At 65.1% G+C, this 17995-nt stretch carries 19 protein-coding genes; 9 read left to right on the top strand and 10 right to left on the bottom strand.

All coding sequences use genetic code 11. From position 1 onward, the window contains the following. Nucleotides 1–209: 209 nt before the first annotated feature. Together PspR32_RS10765 and PspR32_RS10760 are read right to left on the bottom strand one after the other, a co-directional pair. Nucleotides 210–2570, bottom strand: coding sequence for a DNA polymerase II (locus PspR32_RS10765; protein WP_159388447.1), 2361 nt, complete (start codon nt 2568–2570; stop codon nt 210–212). A 66-nt stretch (nt 2571–2636) separates the two neighbouring features. Continuing rightward, on the bottom strand, nt 2637–3836 hold the full coding sequence (locus PspR32_RS10760) for an MFS transporter (protein WP_036996140.1): 1200 nt from the start codon (nt 3834–3836) through the stop codon (nt 2637–2639). Between the two features lie 122 nt (nt 3837–3958). Here PspR32_RS10760 and PspR32_RS10755 point away from each other — a divergent pair, with 122 nt between their 5' ends. Continuing rightward, entirely contained in the window at nt 3959–4864 is a 906-nt protein-coding gene (locus tag PspR32_RS10755) for a LysR family transcriptional regulator (protein ID WP_036996047.1), read from the top strand. Here PspR32_RS10755 and PspR32_RS10750 read toward each other — a convergent pair. Beyond that, on the bottom strand, nt 4861–5760 hold the full coding sequence (locus tag PspR32_RS10750; protein WP_159388446.1) for a LysR substrate-binding domain-containing protein: 900 nt from the start codon (nt 5758–5760) through the stop codon (nt 4861–4863). The two genes, PspR32_RS10755 and PspR32_RS10750, sit on opposite strands and share 4 nt — an antisense overlap. A gap of 108 nt (nt 5761–5868) precedes the next feature. On the opposite strand from PspR32_RS10750, the gene PspR32_RS10745 reads away from it, so the two are divergent. From PspR32_RS10745 to PspR32_RS10720, 6 genes are all read left to right on the top strand, one after another. Next, nucleotides 5869–6486 (top strand): LysE family translocator, encoded by a 618-nt coding sequence (locus PspR32_RS10745; RefSeq protein WP_010225677.1) that lies wholly within the window; start codon nt 5869–5871, stop codon nt 6484–6486. Nucleotides 6487–6611: 125 nt separating this feature from the next. Then, a complete protein-coding gene (locus tag PspR32_RS10740; protein ID WP_159388445.1) occupies nt 6612–7340 on the top strand; it encodes a sel1 repeat family protein in 729 nt (242 codons plus the stop codon). 98 nt (nt 7341–7438) lie between these two features. Then, nucleotides 7439–8137, top strand: coding sequence for an AzlC family ABC transporter permease (locus PspR32_RS10735; RefSeq protein WP_159388444.1), 699 nt, complete (start codon nt 7439–7441; stop codon nt 8135–8137). Then, nucleotides 8134–8457 carry an AzlD domain-containing protein gene (locus PspR32_RS10730; RefSeq protein WP_010225671.1) on the top strand — a complete coding sequence of 108 codons (324 nt, stop codon included), beginning with the start codon at nt 8134–8136 and terminating at the stop codon, nt 8455–8457. The genes PspR32_RS10735 and PspR32_RS10730 overlap by 4 nt, the downstream gene beginning before the upstream one ends. Then, nucleotides 8454–9284, top strand: coding sequence for an AraC family transcriptional regulator (locus PspR32_RS10725; RefSeq protein WP_010225669.1), 831 nt, complete (start codon nt 8454–8456; stop codon nt 9282–9284). The genes PspR32_RS10730 and PspR32_RS10725 overlap by 4 nt, the downstream gene beginning before the upstream one ends. 12 nt (nt 9285–9296) lie before the next feature. Further along, nucleotides 9297–9692 carry a hypothetical protein gene (locus PspR32_RS10720; protein ID WP_010225667.1) on the top strand — a complete coding sequence of 132 codons (396 nt, stop codon included), beginning with the start codon at nt 9297–9299 and terminating at the stop codon, nt 9690–9692. A 38-nt stretch (nt 9693–9730) separates the two neighbouring features. Here the strand turns inward: PspR32_RS10720 and PspR32_RS10715 are convergent, their stop codons facing one another. Further along, on the bottom strand, nt 9731–10360 hold the full coding sequence (locus tag PspR32_RS10715; protein WP_010225665.1) for a LysE family translocator: 630 nt from the start codon (nt 10358–10360) through the stop codon (nt 9731–9733). Nucleotides 10361–10457: 97 nt separating this feature from the next. Next, nucleotides 10458–11228, bottom strand: coding sequence for an AraC family transcriptional regulator (locus PspR32_RS10710; RefSeq protein WP_159388443.1), 771 nt, complete (start codon nt 11226–11228; stop codon nt 10458–10460). A 98-nt stretch (nt 11229–11326) separates the two neighbouring features. On the opposite strand from PspR32_RS10710, the gene PspR32_RS10705 reads away from it, so the two are divergent. Then, nucleotides 11327–12457 (top strand): Bcr/CflA family efflux MFS transporter, encoded by a 1131-nt coding sequence (locus PspR32_RS10705; RefSeq protein ID WP_159388442.1) that lies wholly within the window; start codon nt 11327–11329, stop codon nt 12455–12457. Nucleotides 12458–12511: 54 nt separating this feature from the next. Here the strand turns inward: PspR32_RS10705 and PspR32_RS10700 are convergent, their stop codons facing one another. From PspR32_RS10700 to PspR32_RS10680, 5 genes are read right to left on the bottom strand one after another with little or no spacing between them, the layout of a single operon-like run. Then, entirely contained in the window at nt 12512–13267 is a 756-nt protein-coding gene (locus PspR32_RS10700; protein ID WP_159388441.1) for an ABC transporter permease, read from the bottom strand. Then, entirely contained in the window at nt 13267–14466 is a 1200-nt protein-coding gene (locus PspR32_RS10695) for an ABC transporter substrate-binding protein (RefSeq protein WP_159388440.1), read from the bottom strand. The genes PspR32_RS10700 and PspR32_RS10695 overlap by 1 nt, the downstream gene beginning before the upstream one ends. Beyond that, entirely contained in the window at nt 14432–15280 is an 849-nt protein-coding gene (locus tag PspR32_RS10690; RefSeq protein WP_036996053.1) for an ABC transporter ATP-binding protein, read from the bottom strand. Before PspR32_RS10690 ends, PspR32_RS10695 begins: the two co-directional genes overlap by 35 nt. Continuing rightward, complete coding sequence (locus PspR32_RS10685) at nt 15277–16338, bottom strand: acyl-CoA/acyl-ACP dehydrogenase (protein WP_036996054.1); 1062 nt, start codon at nt 16336–16338, stop codon at nt 15277–15279. The genes PspR32_RS10690 and PspR32_RS10685 overlap by 4 nt, the downstream gene beginning before the upstream one ends. A gap of 51 nt (nt 16339–16389) precedes the next feature. Then, nucleotides 16390–16947 (bottom strand): carboxymuconolactone decarboxylase family protein, encoded by a 558-nt coding sequence (locus PspR32_RS10680; protein WP_010225657.1) that lies wholly within the window; start codon nt 16945–16947, stop codon nt 16390–16392. 106 nt (nt 16948–17053) lie between these two features. Between PspR32_RS10680 and PspR32_RS10675 the strand changes: the two genes are divergently transcribed. Next, on the top strand, nt 17054–17965 hold the full coding sequence (locus tag PspR32_RS10675) for an AraC family transcriptional regulator (RefSeq protein ID WP_159388439.1): 912 nt from the start codon (nt 17054–17056) through the stop codon (nt 17963–17965). The last annotated feature ends 30 nt before the right edge of the window (nt 17966–17995 follow it).

Below are 17995 nucleotides of genomic sequence, written 5' to 3'. Positions count from 1 at the left end.
CCTGCGATCGAGCGCGCAGCGGTCGCAACCCAGTCAACCCCTGATGTGCTGGCTGCACCGGCCTCATCACCGGCAAGCGCCGGACCTGTGGGAGCAGGCCTTGCCGGCGATCGAGCGCGCAGCGGTCGCAATCCAGTCAACCCCTGATGTGCTGCCTGCACCGGCCTCATCGCCGGCAAGCCACACAGGGTCAGTGCATGCAGGTCCGGCTAGAACAAGCCCATCTGCCGATCGATCAACGCCGTGAAGTCGTCCTCCACGAACGGCAGGATCGCATCCGCCACCGGCTGCAACTGACGGGTCAGGTAGTGGTCGTAATCGATCGCCGAATGCCGCGTCTCCAAAGGTTCCGGCCCCGCCACGGTAATCACGTAGCTGATCCAGCCGCCATTCTGATACTGCCGCGGCCTGCCCTGACGGTCATTGAAGTCATCAGCCATGCGCGCTGCGCGCACATGCGGCGGCACATTGCGCTGGTAGTCGGCCAGCGGCCGGCGCAGGCGCTTGCGGTAGATCAACAGCTCATCCTGCTCACCCGCCAAGGTCTTGCGCACGTATTCACGCAAATACTGTTGATACGGCTGACGCTTGAAGATCCGCTCATACAGTTCCTGCTGAAACTGCCGGGCCAGCGGCGACCAGTCGGTGCGCACGCTTTCCAGGCCCTTGAAAATCATCTCCTCGACGCCCTCGCCACGTTGCACCAAGCCGGCATAACGCTTCTTGCTGCCCTCCTCGGCGCCGCGAATGGTCGGCATCAGAAAGCGCTTGTAGTGGGTCTCGTACTGCAGCTCCAGGGCGCTGTCCAGGCCATAACTGTCGCGCAGGTGCTCGCGCCACCACTGGTTGACCTGCTGCACCAGCTCGCGGCCGATGCGCGCCGCATCCGCCTCGTCATGGGCACGCTTGAGCCAGACGAACGTGGAGTCCGTGTCGCCATAGATCACCGCATACCCCTGGGCCTCGATCAGCTCACGGGTACGGCGCATGATCTCGTGGCCGCGCATTGTGATCGATGAGGCCAGGCGCGGGTCGAAGAAGCGGCAGCCACTGGAACCGAGCACACCGTAAAAGGCGTTCATGATGATCTTCAGCGCCTGGGAAAGCGGCGCATTGTGCTCGCGCTTGGCCACCTCGCGGCCCTGCCAGACCCGCTCGACAATCGCCGGCAGGCAATGCCGGGTACGGGAAAAGCGCGCACCGCGAAAGCCCGGCACCGAGGTCGCGTCGCCCGGCTCGCGCAGGCCTTCGATCAGCCCTAGCGGGTCGATCAGGAAGGTGCGGATGATCGACGGATACAGGCTCTTGTAGTCGAGCACCAGCACCGACTCGTACAGCCCCGGCCGCGAGTCCATGACGAAGCCGCCGGGGCTGGCCTCCTCCGGGCGCTCGCCCTGGTTGGGCGCGACGAAGCCCTGGCGGTGCATCAGGGGCATGTACAAATGACAGAACGCCGCCACCGAGCCGCCGCTGCGGTCAGCCGGCAAGCCGGTAACCGTGGCCCGTTCGAGCAGGAAGGTCAGCAGTTCGGTCTTGGCGAAAATCCGTGTGACCAGTTCGCAGTCCTTGAGGTTGTAACGGGCCAGGGCCGGCTTGTCCTCGGCGAACATGCGGTTGATTTCGTCCATGCGCTGGTACGGGGTGTCGATGGCCTTGCCTTCGCCGAGCAGGGTCTGGGCGACGTTCTCCAGGCTGAACGAAGGGAAGCTCCAGGTCGCCGAACGCAGCCCTTCGATACCGTCGATGATCAGGCGCCCGGCGGCCCCGGCAAAAAAATGCGCGCGGCTGCCGTGCGCGCGCCAGTCCATTGCTTCACCGCCACGGCCCAGGCGCAACGGCACCTTGAGCTCGGTGGCGTGGTGTTGCAGCACGCGCAGGTCGAACTGCACCAGGTTCCAGCCGATGATCGCGTCGGGGTCGTGCACAGCCAGCCAGTCGTTCAGGCGTTCGAGCAAGCAGGCGCGGCTGTCGCAGTATTCGAGGTCGAAATCCACGCCTTCGGCGTTGCCGTTGGCCGGGCCGAGCATGTACACCTGGCGCTGGCCGCAACCTTCCAGGGCGATGGAGTACAGCTCGCCGCGCTCGGTGGTCTCGATGTCCAGCGACACCAGCTTGAGCGTCGGCCGGTAGTCGGGGGCGGGTTTGAGCTGGGCGTCGAGCAGCACACCGCTGGCATCCGGCGTGCCGCTGAAACTGACCGGCGCGGTGATGAAGCGCTCCATCAGGTAACGCTCCGGCGGGCGCACATCGGCCTCGTAGATTTGCACGCCGGCGGTGCGCAGGCGTTTTTCCAGCTGGATCAACTGGCGGTGCTGGCGGCAGTACAAGCCCAGCACCGGCCGTTGTTCGAAATCGCGCAGGGCCAGCGCGCGCAACTCGACGTCGCGCTCGCCGCGCAGCAGCGCTTGGGCTTGCCCACGCTGCTCGGCGGGGACGAACGCCACCGAGGTCTGCACCGGCAGACGCAAGCGCCGGGGGCCCTGATCGGTGGCCAGCCAGAACTCGACAAGCGTACCCGCCGGGGTATCGCGCCAATGCCGGGTCAGGACAAAGCCCTGCTGTAACTCCACCGCTGCAACCTCGAAAACACCTGTGTATGCAGCGATTCTACCCGTCTGGGCCGGCGCCTGCCGAACTTAGCTCGGCACCCGTGCGCCCGGTGCGAAACCATGACCATGGGCGCGACCGGCAATCAGCAAGGCCACGGCGATCAGTGCCAGCAACACCCAGGGGAAACTGCCCACGCCCCACTGGCTGAGCAGCACGCCGCCGAGCAGGCCGCCTGCGGCAATCGCCGAGTTCCACACCGTGACTATCATCGACTGGGCGACATCGGCGCCCTCCCCGGCAGCGTCGGCGCTGGCGGTTTGCAGCAGGGTCGGCGCGCCGCCGTAGGTCAGGCCCCAGAGCGCAACACTGAGATACACCAGCGGCGCCGACTGGCTGACAAAACCGAGTACCAGGGCCACCATGGCAAAGCCGAACAAACTCAGCAGGACCATGTTGCGCAGGTGCTTGTCGATCAACGCACCCACCACGCCGATACCGGCCAATGCGGCAATACCGAAGGTCAGCAGGACCATGCCGGTACTCGCCGCCAACCCCACCGACGCCAGGTACGGCACGATATAGGTGTACAGCACGTTGTGCGCCAGCACCCACGTGAGGATCACCAGCAACACCGCCAGAACGCCGGGTGTGCGCAGTACCTGAGCGATGCCCGGGCGTTGGCCGGGGGCGTGGCCGTCAAAGTCCGGCACCTTGCACAGCACCCAGGCCACCAGCACCAGGGTCGCAGCCGAGACCAGGGCAAAGGTCATGCGCCAGCCCAGCAGCTCGCCCAGCCAGGTACCGGCCGGCACGCCCAGCGACAAGGCCACCGGCGCGCCGATCATCGCCACCGCCATCGCCCGGCCCTGTTGCTCGGGGCTGACCATGCGCCGCGCATGCCCGGCGATCACGCCCCAGGCCAGGCCAGCGGCGACGCCGGTCATGAAGCGGGCGACCAGCGTCAGCCAGTAGGAACCGGACAAGGCCGTCACCGTGTTGAACAACAGGAAGCCGATAATCGCCAGCAGCAACACCGGCCGCCGGCGCCAGCCCTGGGTCAGGGTCACCAGCGGGATGGCGGTCAGCAGCGAGCCCAGGGCATAGACGCTGACCATCTGCCCGGCCATGGCCTCGCTGATGTGCATGCCGCTGGAGATCTGCCCGAGCAGGCCAGCCGGCAGGGTTTCGCTGAGGATGGCGATAAAACCGGTCATTGCCAATGCCAGCAGGCCGCTGACCGGCAAGGGCTGCTCCAGTGCGGCGGGCCCATCCGCCGTGCAACTCATCTGAGTCATGGTGACACTCCTGTAGGAAAGATGGGCGAACCTTAAGCCTGCGGTAACTGCGGAAAAAGACGGGTACAATTCCGCTCATAACGGACACTGATGTCCGCAATCAGGAAATGCAGATGGATAGCCTCAGCGGTTTCGTGGTGTTCGTGCGGGTGGCAGAAACCGGCAGCTTCGTCGGCGCCGCGCAGTCGTTGGGCGTCAGCGCTTCGGCCATTGGCAAGCGCGTGGCGCGCCTGGAGAGCCGCCTGGGGGTGCGCCTGTTTCACCGCAGCACGCGCAGCATCACCCTGACCGCCGAGGGCAGCCTGTTCCTGGAGCGCAGCCGGCGCATCCTCGCCGAGATCGAAGCCACCGAACTTGAACTGTCCCAGGCCAGCGAGGTGCCACGCGGACGCCTGCGTATCAGCCTGCCGCAGGTGACCGCGCTGGTGATGCCGGCCTTGAGCGAGTTCATGGCGCAGTACCCGGCCATCGAACTGGACCTGGATTTCGACGACCGCCTGGTGGATATCATCGGCGAAGGTTTCGATGTGGTCATGCGTGGCGGCACACCCAGCGACTCGCGTTTGAGCGCGCGCTTTCTTGGCCACTTTCATCACGTGCTGGTGGCCTCGCCGGCGTACCTGGCGCGCAATGGCACGCCCGTGCACCCCGATGAACTGGCCCGGCATACCTGCCTGCACTACCGCTTTCCCAGCACTGGCAAGCTCGAGCAATGGCCGTTGCGCCAGGAGCCCGCCGGGCACGAATACGACATCCCGGTGTCGATGGTGTGCAACCACGTCGACACGCGCATCTGCTTTGCCATCCGCGATCGCGGCATCACCTGCATTCCGGATTTCACCGTACGCCAGCAGCTGCAACGCGGTGACCTGGTGACCGTGCTGGATGACTACATGGAGCGGCGCGGCAGCTTCTACCTGCTGTGGCCCTCGGGGCGGCAAGTACCGCCACGGCTGCGGGTGTTCATCGACTTCATGAGCACGCGGCTGCTGCCGGGTGCTGGCGCGCCGCAGTATTAGTCATACAAATAGTCCAGCCCCTGGCCAGGCAGTTGCGGTGCCTGCTGCCGCAGGAATTGGCCGAGTTTCTGCACCTGGTACGCCTTGGGGCTGGCCTGCAGCCAGGTCAGGTAATAGCCCTCGCCGGTGGCCACTGCCTGGGGAAATGGCGTGACCAGGCGGCCGGCGTCAAGCTCGCCACTGGCCAGCAGCAGGTCGACCACGGCCACACCCAGGCCTTGCTGGGCAGCAGAGATGCCCTGATCCAGGGTGTCGAATACCTGGCCACGTTCCAGGCTGAGCGCGCTGCCCCCTGTCCGATTCAACCAGCGCCGCCAGTCACGCCGGTCCGGCGACGGGTGCAGCAGTTCGCAGCGGGCCAGGTCTGCCGGGTATCCGGGCTGGCACACCGGCACCAGCCACTCGTCAAACAACTTGAGGCTGGCGATGTCAGCGGCGAAGTGACCGTCGCCGAGCAGGATCGCGCAGTCGTAGGGCTCGCTGTAAAAGTCCACCGTGTCGATGTCCATCCAGACGCTGCTCAGTTGCACATTACTGTGCTCATCGCGTTGCTTGAACGCTGCCAGGTGCCTGAGCAACCAGCGCACGGTCAGGGTCGAGGGCGCCTTCAGGCGCAGATGCTGGCGGCCCTGCCTGAGCAGCCCGCAGGCGTTCTCGATGATTTTGAAACCGACCTTGAGCTCCTGGGCCAGCAACCGGCCCGGCTCGGTCAGTGCCACTTTCGGCCCGCGGCGCTCGAACAGCGCGCAGTCGAACAGGCCTTCGAGAGTCTTGATGTGATGGCTGATGGCGCCCTGGGTCAGGGCCAGTTCTTCAGCGGCGCGGGTGAACGAGCCGTAGCGTGCGGCCACCTCGAATGCCCTGAGCGCCTGCAATGCGGGAATACGTTCGTTCATGTCCAGCCAAAGCATGAGTAAAACTAATAGAAAGCCACAGTAACAGGCGTTTTACAACCTTCCCTGGCCTGCCGAGAATTCTGCTCCCCCTGACCGAGAGATCCGCCTGTGAACAGTGCCCTGCTTGCCACCTACGTTCTGACCGTCTTGCTGCTGATCGCCAGCCCCGGCCCGGTGGTGGCGCTGGTGGTCAACACCACCGCCCGCGCCGGGCGCAAGCAGGCGCTGCTGACCGCCCTGGGCACCAACGGCGCTTCGTTGGTGCTGATTGCCCTGGCGGCAGCCCTGATCTTCAGCAGCGCCGCACTCAACCCACTGGTGTTGAGCGCCCTGAGCCTGTTCGGCTGCCTGTTCATCGGTTATCTGGGCCTGAGCGCCCTGGCCGAACTGCGCCAGCCCGCCCTCGCCACGGAGCAGGCCCCGCCCCACCAGGGCGGGTTGTGGCAAGGCTTTGCCATTGGCCTGGCGAACCCCAAGGACATCCTGTTCTTTGTTGCCTTCTTCCCGCAGTTCATCCAGGTCACCGAGCGCTTCAGCCACAGCCTGATGCTGCTGGGGCTGGTCTGGCTGGTGCTCGACCTGGGTATTCTGGGCCTGTACATCCTGGCCATCGGCCGCCTGGCCGAGCGCCTCGACCGGCGCCTGATCAGCGCCATCAGCGCCGTGGTACTGCTGGTCATCGCCGTTGCCGGGCTGGCCTACAACATCCGGCAACTGTTGCCCTGACGGGCTACGCTTTCGGCTGTGGGCCCAGAGCGGTTAGAATGGCGCGCTATAACCCAGGCCAGCCTCAAGCCACACTATGGACAGTCGGATTGAACCCTGAACAGCGCAGTTGTCTCCAAGCCCACATGCATGCCCGTCCGACCCCGAACCTCAGAGGCTCTTCCTTGATCCGCTCGCCCCTTTTGCACGGCCTGCTCGCCGTCGTGCTGCCGACTTCGGCACTGGCCGCCGGCGTGCAGATCGACCCACATGCCGACCTGCTGTACCGCCAGGCCCTGACCTTCCTGGAACAGGCCGAGTCCCAGACCAGCAGCTACACCCTCAAGACCAGCACCACCGACCAGGACCTCGCCCAGCAAGGCCAGGCCCTGGGCCGCACCCTGGCACCGGCGGTGACCCTGCTGAAGAAGGCCGTGGCACTTAACCACCCGGCAGCACAATACCGCCTGGCGCTCTACTACATCACCTATTTGCCGGCAGCCCAGATCCCTGACGCCGCCTGCCCGCTGCTCGAAGGTAGCATGACCCAGGGGTTTGCCCCGGCAGCGCTGGGCATCGAGAACTGGTGCCCGAGCTTCAGCCGCAGTGAATACCGCACGGCGCTGGAAAGCGTGCAGAGCACCGCGACCCTCTACGCACCTTACTACCCGCAACCGGCCGTACGCCTGCCGTGCCATCGCGAGCAACCGCAAGGCCTGGCCATGCAGTGGGGCCGTCAGCGCGATTACCAGGCCGAGGTCTACCGCCTGCTGGCCAGCACCGACCCGGCGCAAAGCAGGAGCTACTGGCAAAAAGCGGTGGACATCAACGGCTGCATCCCGGCGCAGCGCCGGCTGGCCAGCAACCTCTACTGAGGGCACTGGCGTCGCCGCCGACAGCAAGATCGTTCAAGTCAGCGGCGCATCGCTCTGGCATGCTGTGCAACCGTGTTCATTGGTTGTTGCTGCCGTCCATGTCCAGTCCGCCGTTCGCCCGCCAGGCCTTTATTCGAGGCGCCATCGCCATCCTGCCGTTGTCCCTTGCCGTGGCCCCCTGGGGGCTGCTGGCAGGCTCCATGGCCATCGAAGCCAACCTCAGCCCCTGGGAAGGCCAGGGCCTGTCGGCCATTGTCTTTGCCGGCGCGGCGCAACTGGTGGCGATCGGCATGCTCAAGGGCGGCGCCAACCTGTTCTCGATCCTGCTCACCACCCTGTTGCTGACCTCCCAGCACTTGCTCTACGGGCTGTCGATGCGCCCGGTGCTGTCGGGCCTGCCGACCCGCTGGCGGCTGGGCCTGGGCTTTCTGCTCACTGACGAGTTTTTCGCCCTCACCAGCCAGTACGACAAACAACAGTTCAACCGCTGGTACGCCCTGGGGGTGGGCCTGACCTTCTACATCGCCTGGAACCTGTTCACCCTGGCCGGGATCATCCTCGGCCAGAACATCCCGCACCTGGACCAACTGGGCCTGGACTTCTCCATCGTCGCCACCTTCGTCGCCCTGATCGCGCCGCTGGTGCGCAACCTGCCCACCGTGGTGTGCGTGGCGGTGTCGTTGTCCTGCTCGGTGTTGTTCAGCTTCTGGCACTGGGACATCGGCCTGGTGGCCGCCGGCCTGCTGGGCATGAGCGCAGGTTTTGTCTGCCAGAAATTCAGTGGAGCACGCGCATGATCTTCGCCCTGATTATCGGCATGGGCCTGTTGGTGTTTCTCAACCGCTATGCCTTTCTGGAACCGCGCCTGCCTTTGCGCCTGAGCTCCAACGCCCGGCAATTTCTCGGCTTTGCCGTGCCGGGCATGCTCACCGCGATCTGCGGGCCGATCGTCTTTCTGCCCGGGCACCAGCTTGACCTGAGCCTGAGCAACCCTTACCTGATCGGTTCGCTGGTGGCGATAGTGCTGGTGCTGTTGACCCGCAGCACCTTGATCAGCATGCTGCTGAGCATGGCCTTCTTTTTTGTCTTTCGCTGGTGGTTGAACGGCAGCCCATGAACCCTGCACCCAAGGAACAGACCCGCTTCTGGCAAGCCTCGGCGCTCGGTGACACCGAGATGCTGCATGCGCGTTATTTTCAGCAGCGCTTCGCCCCCCATGTGCATGAAGGCTACGTGATCACCATCATCGAGTCCGGCGCCCAGCGCTTCTGGCACCGCGGCAGCGAACACCTGGCGCCAGTGGGCAGCATGGTGCTGATCAACCCCGACGAGCTGCACACCGGCGCCAAGGCCAGCGAAGAGGGCTGGCGCTATCGCGGTTTTTACCCCGACAGCGAACGCATCACCGGCGTGCTCGACGAGCTGGAACTCAAGCGCGACGGCCTGCCGCGCTTTGACGCCAGCGTGCTGCATGACCCGCAACTGGCCAAAGCCTTCAGCTGGCTGCACTGCTCGGCCGAACGGGGCGCCAGCGCCCTGGAACAACAAACCGCCTGGCGCGAAGCCGTGCTGTTGCTGGTGCAGCGTCATGCCCGCGCCGGTGCGGCGCGCACGCCCGGCAACGAGCCCTGCGCCGTGGCCCGGGCCAAGGAGTTGATGGACAGCCGCCTGGCCTACCCGCCCTCGCTGGAAGAGCTGGCCACGGCGGTGAATCTCTCGCCCTTTCACTTCGCCCGGGTGTTTCGCCAAGCCACGGGCCTGCCGCCCCATGCCTGGCTCAAGCAACGGCGCCTGAGCCGCGCCCGTGAACTGCTGAAAAGCGATTGCCTGCCGTTCAACGTCGCCTTTGCCCTGGGGTTTTCGGACCAGAGCCATCTGAACCGGCAGTTCAAGCAAGCCTATGGCGTAACCCCGGGCGAGTACCGGCGCGCCTGCACTCATTAACGGACTAAGCCAATGCCCTACCCGCTTGCCTACCGCTGGTTCATTCACAAAGGCCTGACCGACTGGGAACCGTGGTATTTCTGTGATACCCAGGCGTCGCTGCAACAAGCACCTGACCTGACCAGGAACGCCTTCGCCGCCAGAGCCTTTGCCAAGGAAACCGGGGCGGACTTCGAGGTTTACCTGTTCGCCCGCCGCCAGGATCGGGAAGACTTTGCCTTCTTCGTGGTGCGCGACGGGGTGATTGAAGACAAGGTCATCACCGTGCATTTGTCGTTTGCCGACACACTCGAGCTACGCTCGCGGTTGAGCTATGAACACGTGACCCGCAGCTTCAGTGAATGGGTCGCCGAGGTGGCGCTGGCGGATGCGCTTGAGTGGATGAGCGAGGACGACCTGCAGGATTGAATCTGGGGTTGCTCTGCAGCCCATCGCTGGCAAGGCACTCACGCCGGGCGCTGCATCAACACCAAACGCAGCGCCAGCAGTGCCAACACACTGGCCAACAACCGTGGCTGCAATTTGGCCAGGCGCCCCTTGCCACTGAACCAACGGCTTATCACCCCACCACACGCCCCCAACAGCACATGAAAGACCAGGGCAATCACGCTCAGCACCAGCCCCAGCAGCAGCAACTGCTGGGCCACCGCGCCTTTGGCCGGCACCACGAACTGCGGCAAGAACACGATAAAAAACAGCAGTGCCTTGGGGTTGAGCAGGCTGTTCAACGTGGCCGCAACCAACACCGCCGCCAGGGATGTCTCGCGCGGCCTATCGGCGTTGCCCGCCTTGCGCGGCTGCAACAGTTTGAAGGCCATCCACAACAGGTAGACCGCGCCGCTGAAGCGGATGATGTCGAAGGACGGCGGCCAGGCGGCGACCAGCGCGGTAACACCGGTGGCGGTCAGTACGGTGAGCACCAGGTCCGCCAGGCTGATGCCCAGCGCCGCCGCCAGCCCGCCGCGCCAGCCCATGGACAGCCCATGGCTGATGACAAAGGCCATGTTCGGCCCCGGCGACAGCAGCAACAGGGTCACCGCCCCGGAAAAAATCACCAGCGTTTGCATATCGAGCATCGCACACCCTCCTGGCTGAGCTACTGGAATTGACAGTAACGGATCTCGAGCCCGGGAAAGCGCTACAGCGTCGCGAATTTATTGCGTAACAGTTGCCTCAGCAGCAATACGCCCGCGGCGTGCTGCCGGTCATGCTTTTAAAGAAGGCAATGAACGCACTGTCGCTGGCAAAGCCCAGTTCCAGCGCCACCTGGCTCAGCGGCTGATGGATCGCCAACTGCTCCACCGCGCGCACCAGCCGCCACTGCTGGCGCCATTGCTGATAGGACATGCCGGTGTCACGGCGGATCAGGCGGCCGATGGTTTTCTCGCTGGCGCCCACCGTGCGGGCCAGTTCCTGCAGCAGCGGTGGCAACTGCTCAAGGTTCTCGACCAGGCTGGCCAGGCGTCGATCCCTGGGCAGCGGCAAGCGCATCGGCTGCTGACCGGCGGCCTGCAGTTCGGCGATGCACAGGCCGGCCAGGTGCGCGGCGGCGCCTTGGCTCCAGTCGGTCTCGAACGGCGCCTGGGCAATGCGTTCGAGCAATTCGCGCAGCAGCGGATTGACGTCGAGGATCACCACTTCAGCGGGCAAATGCGGCCAGTGCCGGGGGTCCAGGTACACCGAGCGATAATCGACGGTCGCCCGCATCCGCGCCCGATGGGCTATGCCGGCGGGAATCCATGCCGCGCGGGTCGGTGGCAGCAGACAGAGCAGATCCGGCGCCAGGGCGTCGATGCGCACGCAGCCCTGGCGGGTGAACAGCACCTGCCCCATGCGATGCTGATGGATGCCGGAGTCGTGATCGCCCAAGGCTGAGCAAATGCCGACGATGGGCGTGCCAAAGCTCTGCGGGTCGAATGTGGCGGTGGGTTCTAGCCAGGCCATGCAGGTTGTCCGATTTTCACTATTTTTAGACCAGACCGCGACAATACACCCCTCGCCCGCCACCTACCATGAGCGCCCTTACCGACGGGACGCTGCTGATGACCCAACCTACCTGGCTGACCCTGGCCACGGCCCTGCTGATGTTCCCGCAGATCGCCGAAACCCTTTACAGCCCCGCCCTGGTGGATATCGGCCAGGGCTTTGGGGTGACGCCTGAGCAGGCGGGGCAAACCCTGTCGCTGTATTTCGCCGCCTTTGCCGTCGGCGTGTTGGTGTGGGGCCGCCTGTGCGACCTCTGGGGCCGGCGCCCGGCATTGCTCGCCGGCTTGCTGCTGTACAGCCTGGCGTCGCTGGCGGCCTTGCTGGTCACAAACTTCACCGGCCTGCTTGGCGCGCGCGTCGTCGCCGCCTTCGCCGCAGCGGTCGGTTCGGTGGTGACGCAAACCGCGCTGCGGGACGTGCATGGCGGTGCGCAACTGGCCCGGGTGTTTTCCCTGATCGGCATCTTCCTGGCCATCAGCCCGGCGATTGGTGTGCTCAGTGGATCGCTGCTGACCGAGGCCTTTGGCTACCGTGGCGTGCTGACCGCGCAGTTGCTGATGGCCCTGGCGTTATTGCTGTGGAGTTGGCAACTGATGCCGGAAACCCGCCCGCAATCGCCCAACCACGCCAGCCTGATCAGCACCTTGCGGCGCATGCTCGGTGATCGGCGGGTGCTACTGGCGACGCTGCTGGTGGCATTGTTCAATATTGGCGTGTTCAGTTGGTACAGCCTGGCGCCGTTCATTTTCCAGCGTTTGCAGTTGCAAAGCCTGTTTGGCTACAGCGGCGTGTTGCTGGCGCTGGGCTCGCTGCTCGGCGCGCGCCTCAATGCACGATTGCTGGCGCGGGGTGTCAGCCAGGCAACCCTGCTCAACCTGGCCTGCGCGGTGAACCTGCTGGCGGCTCTGGCGATACTGTTGCTCGGCGAGCACTGGCTGATCGCTGTGGCCATGGCCTTCATGCTCGGCGCCTTTGCCATGGCGATCCCATTGCTGCTGGGCTCGGCACTGGTCGAGTATGGCGATTGCCGGGGGACGGCGGGGGCGTTGTTCGGGTTGATGTATTACGGGTTGATTGGCGCGGGCTTGAATCTGGCGGGTGAGTGGCAGGCGTTGGGGGTTACCCTGGTGTGGTGTGCAGCGCTTATCAGTATTACGGCGTGGGGTTATGGGCGGCGGAGTCTATGAGAGCAGCGCGGGGCAAGCCCGCTCCTACAGGGTGGGAGCGAGCTTGCCCCGCGATCAGGCATGTACCCAGCGCCGATGCAGCCCGCGGGCCAGGGCATCAAGCATAAAGCCCAGCACGCCGATCAGCAGCACCATCGCCATCAGCTCCGAATAGGCCAGCCGATCGCGGGTATCGAGGATGAAGTAGCCAAGCCCGGCACTCACCCCAAGCATCTCGCACGGCACCAGCACGATCCACAAGATACCAATGGCCAGGCGCACGCCGGTGAGCACATGGCCAAGCACGCCGGGGATGATCACCTTGCACAGGGTCTCCCAGCGCGTCGCGCTCAGGCTGCGGCTCAACTGCAGCCAGCGCGGATCGAGTTGACGCACACCCGCAGCGGTGTTGAGCAGAATCGGCCACAGTGCGGCGAAGGCCAGCAGGAAGTAGATCGGCTGATCGCCCACCCCCATCAGCATCACCACCACCGGCATCCACGACAGCGGCGAGATCATCCGCAAGAACTGAAACGCCGGGGTGGTCGCCGCCTCCAGGTGACGATAGCTACCCACCAGCAAGCCCAGCGGCACGCCGATCAGCAAGGCCAGCAGCAAGCCGATAAGGATGCGCTTGAGGCTGACCCAGATATGCGCGTACACCTCGCCCTGGCCCAGCAGCTCGATCAGGCTGCCGAGGGTGGCCTGGGGCGAAAAACGCGCCGACAGGCCATCGGCCTCGCCAAACGCATGCACGCCCAGCCACCACAGCAACAACAAGCCGAGCAGGCCGGCAACGCCCAGGGCGCCATGGATTGCATGCCTGCCCATCAGATCGAAAACTCCTCGCTACGCTCGAAGCTCTCTGGCAAGCCGAAAGCCTTGAGCCCGCCGACCGCAGCGATGCTGTTGCGCACGAAGCGGTCGTCGACCAGGTCACGGGCGGTCTGTTGCGGGTCGAGTCCGGCAAGAAAACCCTTGTCGCCTTCGATCAAAGTGTTCTGCAGGCGGCGCACCAGCTCTTCGGTGTAGCTGGGGAACGGATAGGGCTGAAAATCGATGCGCTTCTCGTCCCACTGCGCATGCTGGATCGCACCGCTGGCGATGTAGGCGTCGCGGGCCGCGGCCGTCGGCGCCAGCACCTGGCTGAGCACCTGCGGGGTGTGCGGGGTGTATTTGTTCGGCCCGCTCTTGGACAGCAGCGCGGCGGCTTCGGCGCGGTGGTCGCGGGTCCACAGCTGGGCCTTGACGATGGCATTGACCACCTTCTGCGACCACTCTGGGCGGTTGTTCAGGTCATGCTCGTGCATGAACACCACGCAGCAGGCATGGTTGCGCCAGATGTCGCCGGTAAAGCGCTGCACGCGGCCAACCTTGAGGTCTTCGGCCAGGGCGTTGAACGGCTCGGCGACGATGTAGCCGGCAATGCGCTTGCTGGCCAGGGCCGGCGGCATGTCCGACGGTGGCAGCACCACCAGGTTGACCTCATTGGCCGCCAACTGGGCAGTCGCGGCCTTGGACACCGGGGTCAGGCCATGGTCGCGGAACAACTGCTGCACCACCACGTTGTGGATCGAGTACCAGAACGGAATCGCTACGGTTTGCCCGCCCAGTTGCTTGACCTCGGTAATCCCCGGGGCCACGGTCAGGCCCGAGCCGCCAACGTGGTTCCAGGCCACCACCTTGGCCGGCACCTTGCTGCCGTAGCGCGCCCATACCGTCATCGGCGAGAGCAGGTGAATGACGTTGACCTGCCCGGAAATGAACGCCTCGATCACCTGCGCCCAACTGCGCAGCAGCACCGGCCGCTCGGCCTTGATGCCCTCGGCTTCGAACAGGCCATTGTTGTGCGCCACCAGCAACGGCGTGGCGTCGGTGATCGGCAGGTAGCCGATGCGCACCGGTGCATCCGGGTCGCTGGCCGCACGCGCCTGCAGGCTATTGAGCAGTGGCATGGCGCCACCGGCGGTCAGCAGGGCGCTGAGTTTGATGAAGTCACGACGAGTGTGGGTGAAGTCGTCCAGGCACATGGGCAGTCTCCGACGGCAGCGGCATAGGTTGAGAATCAGGTTCGGGTGTGCGGCTGGCCCGCCGAAGGGTTTTGAGTATGTCGATGCGCAGCGCGCCCAGTTCCTCGACCCGCTGCTCGCGGGGCTGCGGCAGGTCGATGAGCCATTGGCCGAGGGTGCGCGCCGGGTGGTTGCCCAGTAGCAGCACGCGATCGGACAACAGCAGGGCTTCGTCGATATCGTGGGTAATGAGGATGGCCGCAGTGTTGTGCCGGGCAATCAGTTGCAGCAGCAGTTGCTGCATGTCGGCGCGGGTCACTTCATCCAGCGCGCCGAAGGGTTCGTCGAGCAACAGCACTTGCGGCTGGCGTGCCAGGCAGCGGGCCAGCGCGGTACGCTGGGCCATGCCGCCGGAGAGCTGCGCCGGGTACTGCTCGCGGGCGTGCTGCAGGCCGACCGCCTCGATGGCATGGTCGATACGCGCACGCCGTTCGCTGGCGGCAAGCTTGGGCTGGCGGGCGAAATCCAGGCCGAAGGCGACGTTGCTTTCCAGGCTCAGCCAGGGCAGCAGGCTGGGGTCCTGGAAGGCCACCGCCAGGCGCGGGTGCGGGCCCTGCAACGGCTCGCCGAGCAGGCTGACGCTGCCGGCGCGGGCCTGCTGCAAACCGGCCAGCACCCGCAACAGGCTGGATTTTCCGACACCACTGGGGCCGAGGATGGTGATCACCTCGCCCGGCGCCAGTTGCAGGTCGAAATTTTCCAGCACGCTTTGCCAGCCGTGCTCACGCGGGTAGCCAAGGCTGATACCGCGGGCTTCGAGCAACACCTCGGTCATGCTGCCGACGCCTGGCGTTGCAGCTCGGCGCGCAGTTGCACCAGGCTTGGAGTAACGATTGGCACGAACGCCGACTCGCGCCAGCGGCGGGCGAACCCAGCGCCGTAAGCGGTGAGATAAGCCTTGCCGCCGCTGGCCTGCAACTCAAGCTGCACGGCATCGGCTGCGGTTTCGGCGAGGCTGATGCGCAGCTTGAACAAGGCCGCCGGCTGGGTCAGAAAATGCCCGTCGAGCAGGCCCTTTTTCAGTTCGGTCACGGTGTTTTCCAGACGCTCGCGCAGTACCTGCAGCGCCTCGCCAAGGAACGAGCGCATGCCTTGCAGATGCGCCTCCACCTCACTCAATGAACGGCGCGCCAGGCCGATGGCCATGCCGCATTGCAGGCCCAGGAACGACGGACGCACCGCAGGCAGAAACTGCTTGGCGTTTTCGTGCAGCAGCCAGTCGCGGCTGACCGGCACCTGCTCGAAACTCAAGGCGGCGGTGTTGCTCGACTGCAGGCCCAGCAGTTGCAGGTCGTCGGAGCGGGTCAGCCCGACAGCAGTGTCGGGAATGGCCAGGACGAATGGCGAGGCGCCCTCCTCTTCAATGGCCGCCGCCACCACGAAGCCCCCCTTGCGCAGGTTGGTCACCCAATGCAGGCGCCCGGCCAGGGTCCAGCCCTGGTCGTCACGCAGGCCCTTGACCTGCAGCGCTTCGATACCCGAGAGGTACTTCATGGCGTTGGAGAGCCCGGTGGCGCCGGCCAGTTTGCCACTGAGCAGGTCGGCCAACAGGCGCTCGCGCAGCCCGGCGTTGGGGCTGTGCAGCAGGTATTCGACAAAGGCGCGCTGGCCCCAGAAGACGAAGGCCGCCGCCAGCGAATGGCTGGCGACATTGGCAAGCGTCTCTACCGCGTCGGCGACCGTGCCGCCGCTACCGCCCAGAGCCTGGTCGATGCCGACGCGCAGCACCTGCGCCGCCGCCAGTTGCCCCAGTACCGCCTGCGGGTCGCCATGGCCCTGGTCGAGGGCTTCGGCCTGGGCATCCAGCCACGTGACCAATGCGGGATCGAGCATAGCGTTTACTCCTTTAAAAATGCGCCAGCCTGCGCCGGCGCCGAGGGTTCGTTATGCCGAAGGCTGCCAGCGGTACTTGCTCAGCTCGTCATTGAGCGGGGTTTGGGCGAACACATTAGCAAAGTTGCACAGGGTTGCCAGGCTTACACCGAGGATCACCTCCAGGGCATTGCCTTCGCTATAACCCGCTTCGCGCAACGCTCCGTAGCCGGCCTCGCTGACATTGCCGCGGGTGGCGATGACTTCGCGGGTGAACGCCGCCAGGGCTTCGAGCTTCTCTTGCGGCAGCTCGCTCTTGGCGCGCAGGGCATCGACCACCTCTTGAGGCAGCTTGGCCTTGTTCAGCGCCACGGCGGTGTGGCCGGCCACGCAGAAATCGCAGCCGTGGTGGGTGGCGGCCACCAGTTGCACCACTTCACGCTCGGCCAGGCTCAGCTCGGCCTTGCCGTTAAGTGCAGACACAGTGACGTAGGTTTCCAGCGCCGCCGGGGCATTGGCCAGCACGCCGAGCAGGTTGGGGATGAAGCCCGAGGCCTTCTGGGCGTTCTCCAGGTAAGGACGGGCAGCCTCTGGGGCGCTTTGCAGTGTATGGACAGTGACGCGCGACATGGAGTGGACTCCTGCATACTAGGGGTGTGCCACAAGTCTGTTGGTTATAAGAATTACCTGCCATATTCTGCAGTCGCTATTACTTGCTCCTGAGTCTTTTCATTAGATGATTTCGTCCAGCCCGGTAGTCGATTGGTTATTAGAAAGCCTTGAGCTAGACGCCAGCCTGTTCCATGTCGGGCGTTATTGCGGCGCTTGGCACGCCAGCACCCACGGCCTGGCGCGGGCCAGTTTCCACCTGGTCGTCCAGGGCCATTGCTGGCTGCATATCGACGGCCAGGCCGAGGCCATGCGCCTGCAAGCCGGCGATGCAGTGTTCCTGCTGCGCGACTTCAACTATCGGCTGTCCAATGCCCAGGACTGCGAGCTGGCCCAGCAGCAACCGCGCCAGGTCATGCAAGCGCTGGACAGCACAGCCACTGACGGCGTGGGCCTGGTGTGCGGGTTCTTTCATTTTCAGCCGGGCCTGTCGTCGCTGGTCATCGACAGCCTGGACGACTGGATCATCCTGCGTGCCGGCGACCCGGCATCCACGGCCGCACGTGCACTGTTCGAACTGATCCTGGCCGAGTGCCAACGGCTGCCCGCGCCCTCCTCGGCGCTGCTCGAACGCCTGAGCCATCTGCTGTTTTTGTATGTGCTGCGCCAACGCGTCAGCGACGACCAGGGCATCAGCGGCCTGGTGGCCCTGGCACGTCACGCCAACTTTGCCAGCCTGCTCGAGCAACTGATCGAACACCCCGACCAGCCCTGGTCGCTGGAAAGCATGGCAGCCTGCACGGGGCTGTCGCGCTCGGCGTTCTTCAAGCGCTTCAGCGAACTGGCCGGGCAATCGCCGGGGCAAGTGTTGCTGGCCCTGCGCATGCGCCATGCCTGCCAGTTGCTCAAGGCCAGCAACACCGTCGAGCAGGTGTGCGCGGCGGTGGGGTATCAGTCGATTGCCGCCTTTACCCGTGCCTTCAGCAAGGCCGTCGGCTTGCAGCCGGGGGCGTATCGGCGCCAGCATGAAGGCCGCTGAGGCAAACAGCGTGCGGTAATCGAACACAAG

It is taken from the genome of Pseudomonas sp. R32 (assembly GCF_009866705.1).
GTDB lineage: Bacteria > Pseudomonadota > Gammaproteobacteria > Pseudomonadales > Pseudomonadaceae > Aquipseudomonas > Aquipseudomonas donghuensis.
Note: the sequence above shows the minus strand (reverse complement) of the source record. Positions and strands in the feature narration are given on the sequence as shown.

What these genes read in the sequence shown, in the direction of transcription:
- PspR32_RS10685 (WP_036996054.1), bottom strand. Translation starts at nt 16,338, where the DNA reads ATGCTCGATCCCGCATTGGTCACGTGGCTGGATGCCCAGGCCGAAGCC.
- PspR32_RS10725 (WP_010225669.1), top strand. Translation starts at nt 8,454, where the DNA reads ATGAACCCTGCACCCAAGGAACAGACCCGCTTCTGGCAAGCCTCGGCG.
- PspR32_RS10720 (WP_010225667.1), top strand. Translation starts at nt 9,297, where the DNA reads ATGCCCTACCCGCTTGCCTACCGCTGGTTCATTCACAAAGGCCTGACC.
- PspR32_RS10700 (WP_159388441.1), bottom strand. Translation starts at nt 13,267, where the DNA reads ATGGGCAGGCATGCAATCCATGGCGCCCTGGGCGTTGCCGGCCTGCTC.
- PspR32_RS10760 (WP_036996140.1), bottom strand. Translation starts at nt 3,836, where the DNA reads ATGAGTTGCACGGCGGATGGGCCCGCCGCACTGGAGCAGCCCTTGCCG.
- PspR32_RS10715 (WP_010225665.1), bottom strand. Translation starts at nt 10,360, where the DNA reads ATGCTCGATATGCAAACGCTGGTGATTTTTTCCGGGGCGGTGACCCTG.
- PspR32_RS10675 (WP_159388439.1), top strand. Translation starts at nt 17,054, where the DNA reads ATGATTTCGTCCAGCCCGGTAGTCGATTGGTTATTAGAAAGCCTTGAG.
- PspR32_RS10690 (WP_036996053.1), bottom strand. Translation starts at nt 15,280, where the DNA reads ATGACCGAGGTGTTGCTCGAAGCCCGCGGTATCAGCCTTGGCTACCCG.
- PspR32_RS10740 (WP_159388445.1), top strand. Translation starts at nt 6,612, where the DNA reads ATGCATGCCCGTCCGACCCCGAACCTCAGAGGCTCTTCCTTGATCCGC.
- PspR32_RS10680 (WP_010225657.1), bottom strand. Translation starts at nt 16,947, where the DNA reads ATGTCGCGCGTCACTGTCCATACACTGCAAAGCGCCCCAGAGGCTGCC.
- PspR32_RS10735 (WP_159388444.1), top strand. Translation starts at nt 7,439, where the DNA reads ATGTCCAGTCCGCCGTTCGCCCGCCAGGCCTTTATTCGAGGCGCCATC.
- PspR32_RS10755 (WP_036996047.1), top strand. Translation starts at nt 3,959, where the DNA reads ATGGATAGCCTCAGCGGTTTCGTGGTGTTCGTGCGGGTGGCAGAAACC.
- PspR32_RS10695 (WP_159388440.1), bottom strand. Translation starts at nt 14,466, where the DNA reads ATGTGCCTGGACGACTTCACCCACACTCGTCGTGACTTCATCAAACTC.
- PspR32_RS10730 (WP_010225671.1), top strand. Translation starts at nt 8,134, where the DNA reads ATGATCTTCGCCCTGATTATCGGCATGGGCCTGTTGGTGTTTCTCAAC.
- PspR32_RS10710 (WP_159388443.1), bottom strand. Translation starts at nt 11,228, where the DNA reads ATGGCCTGGCTAGAACCCACCGCCACATTCGACCCGCAGAGCTTTGGC.
- PspR32_RS10750 (WP_159388446.1), bottom strand. Translation starts at nt 5,760, where the DNA reads ATGAACGAACGTATTCCCGCATTGCAGGCGCTCAGGGCATTCGAGGTG.
- PspR32_RS10705 (WP_159388442.1), top strand. Translation starts at nt 11,327, where the DNA reads ATGACCCAACCTACCTGGCTGACCCTGGCCACGGCCCTGCTGATGTTC.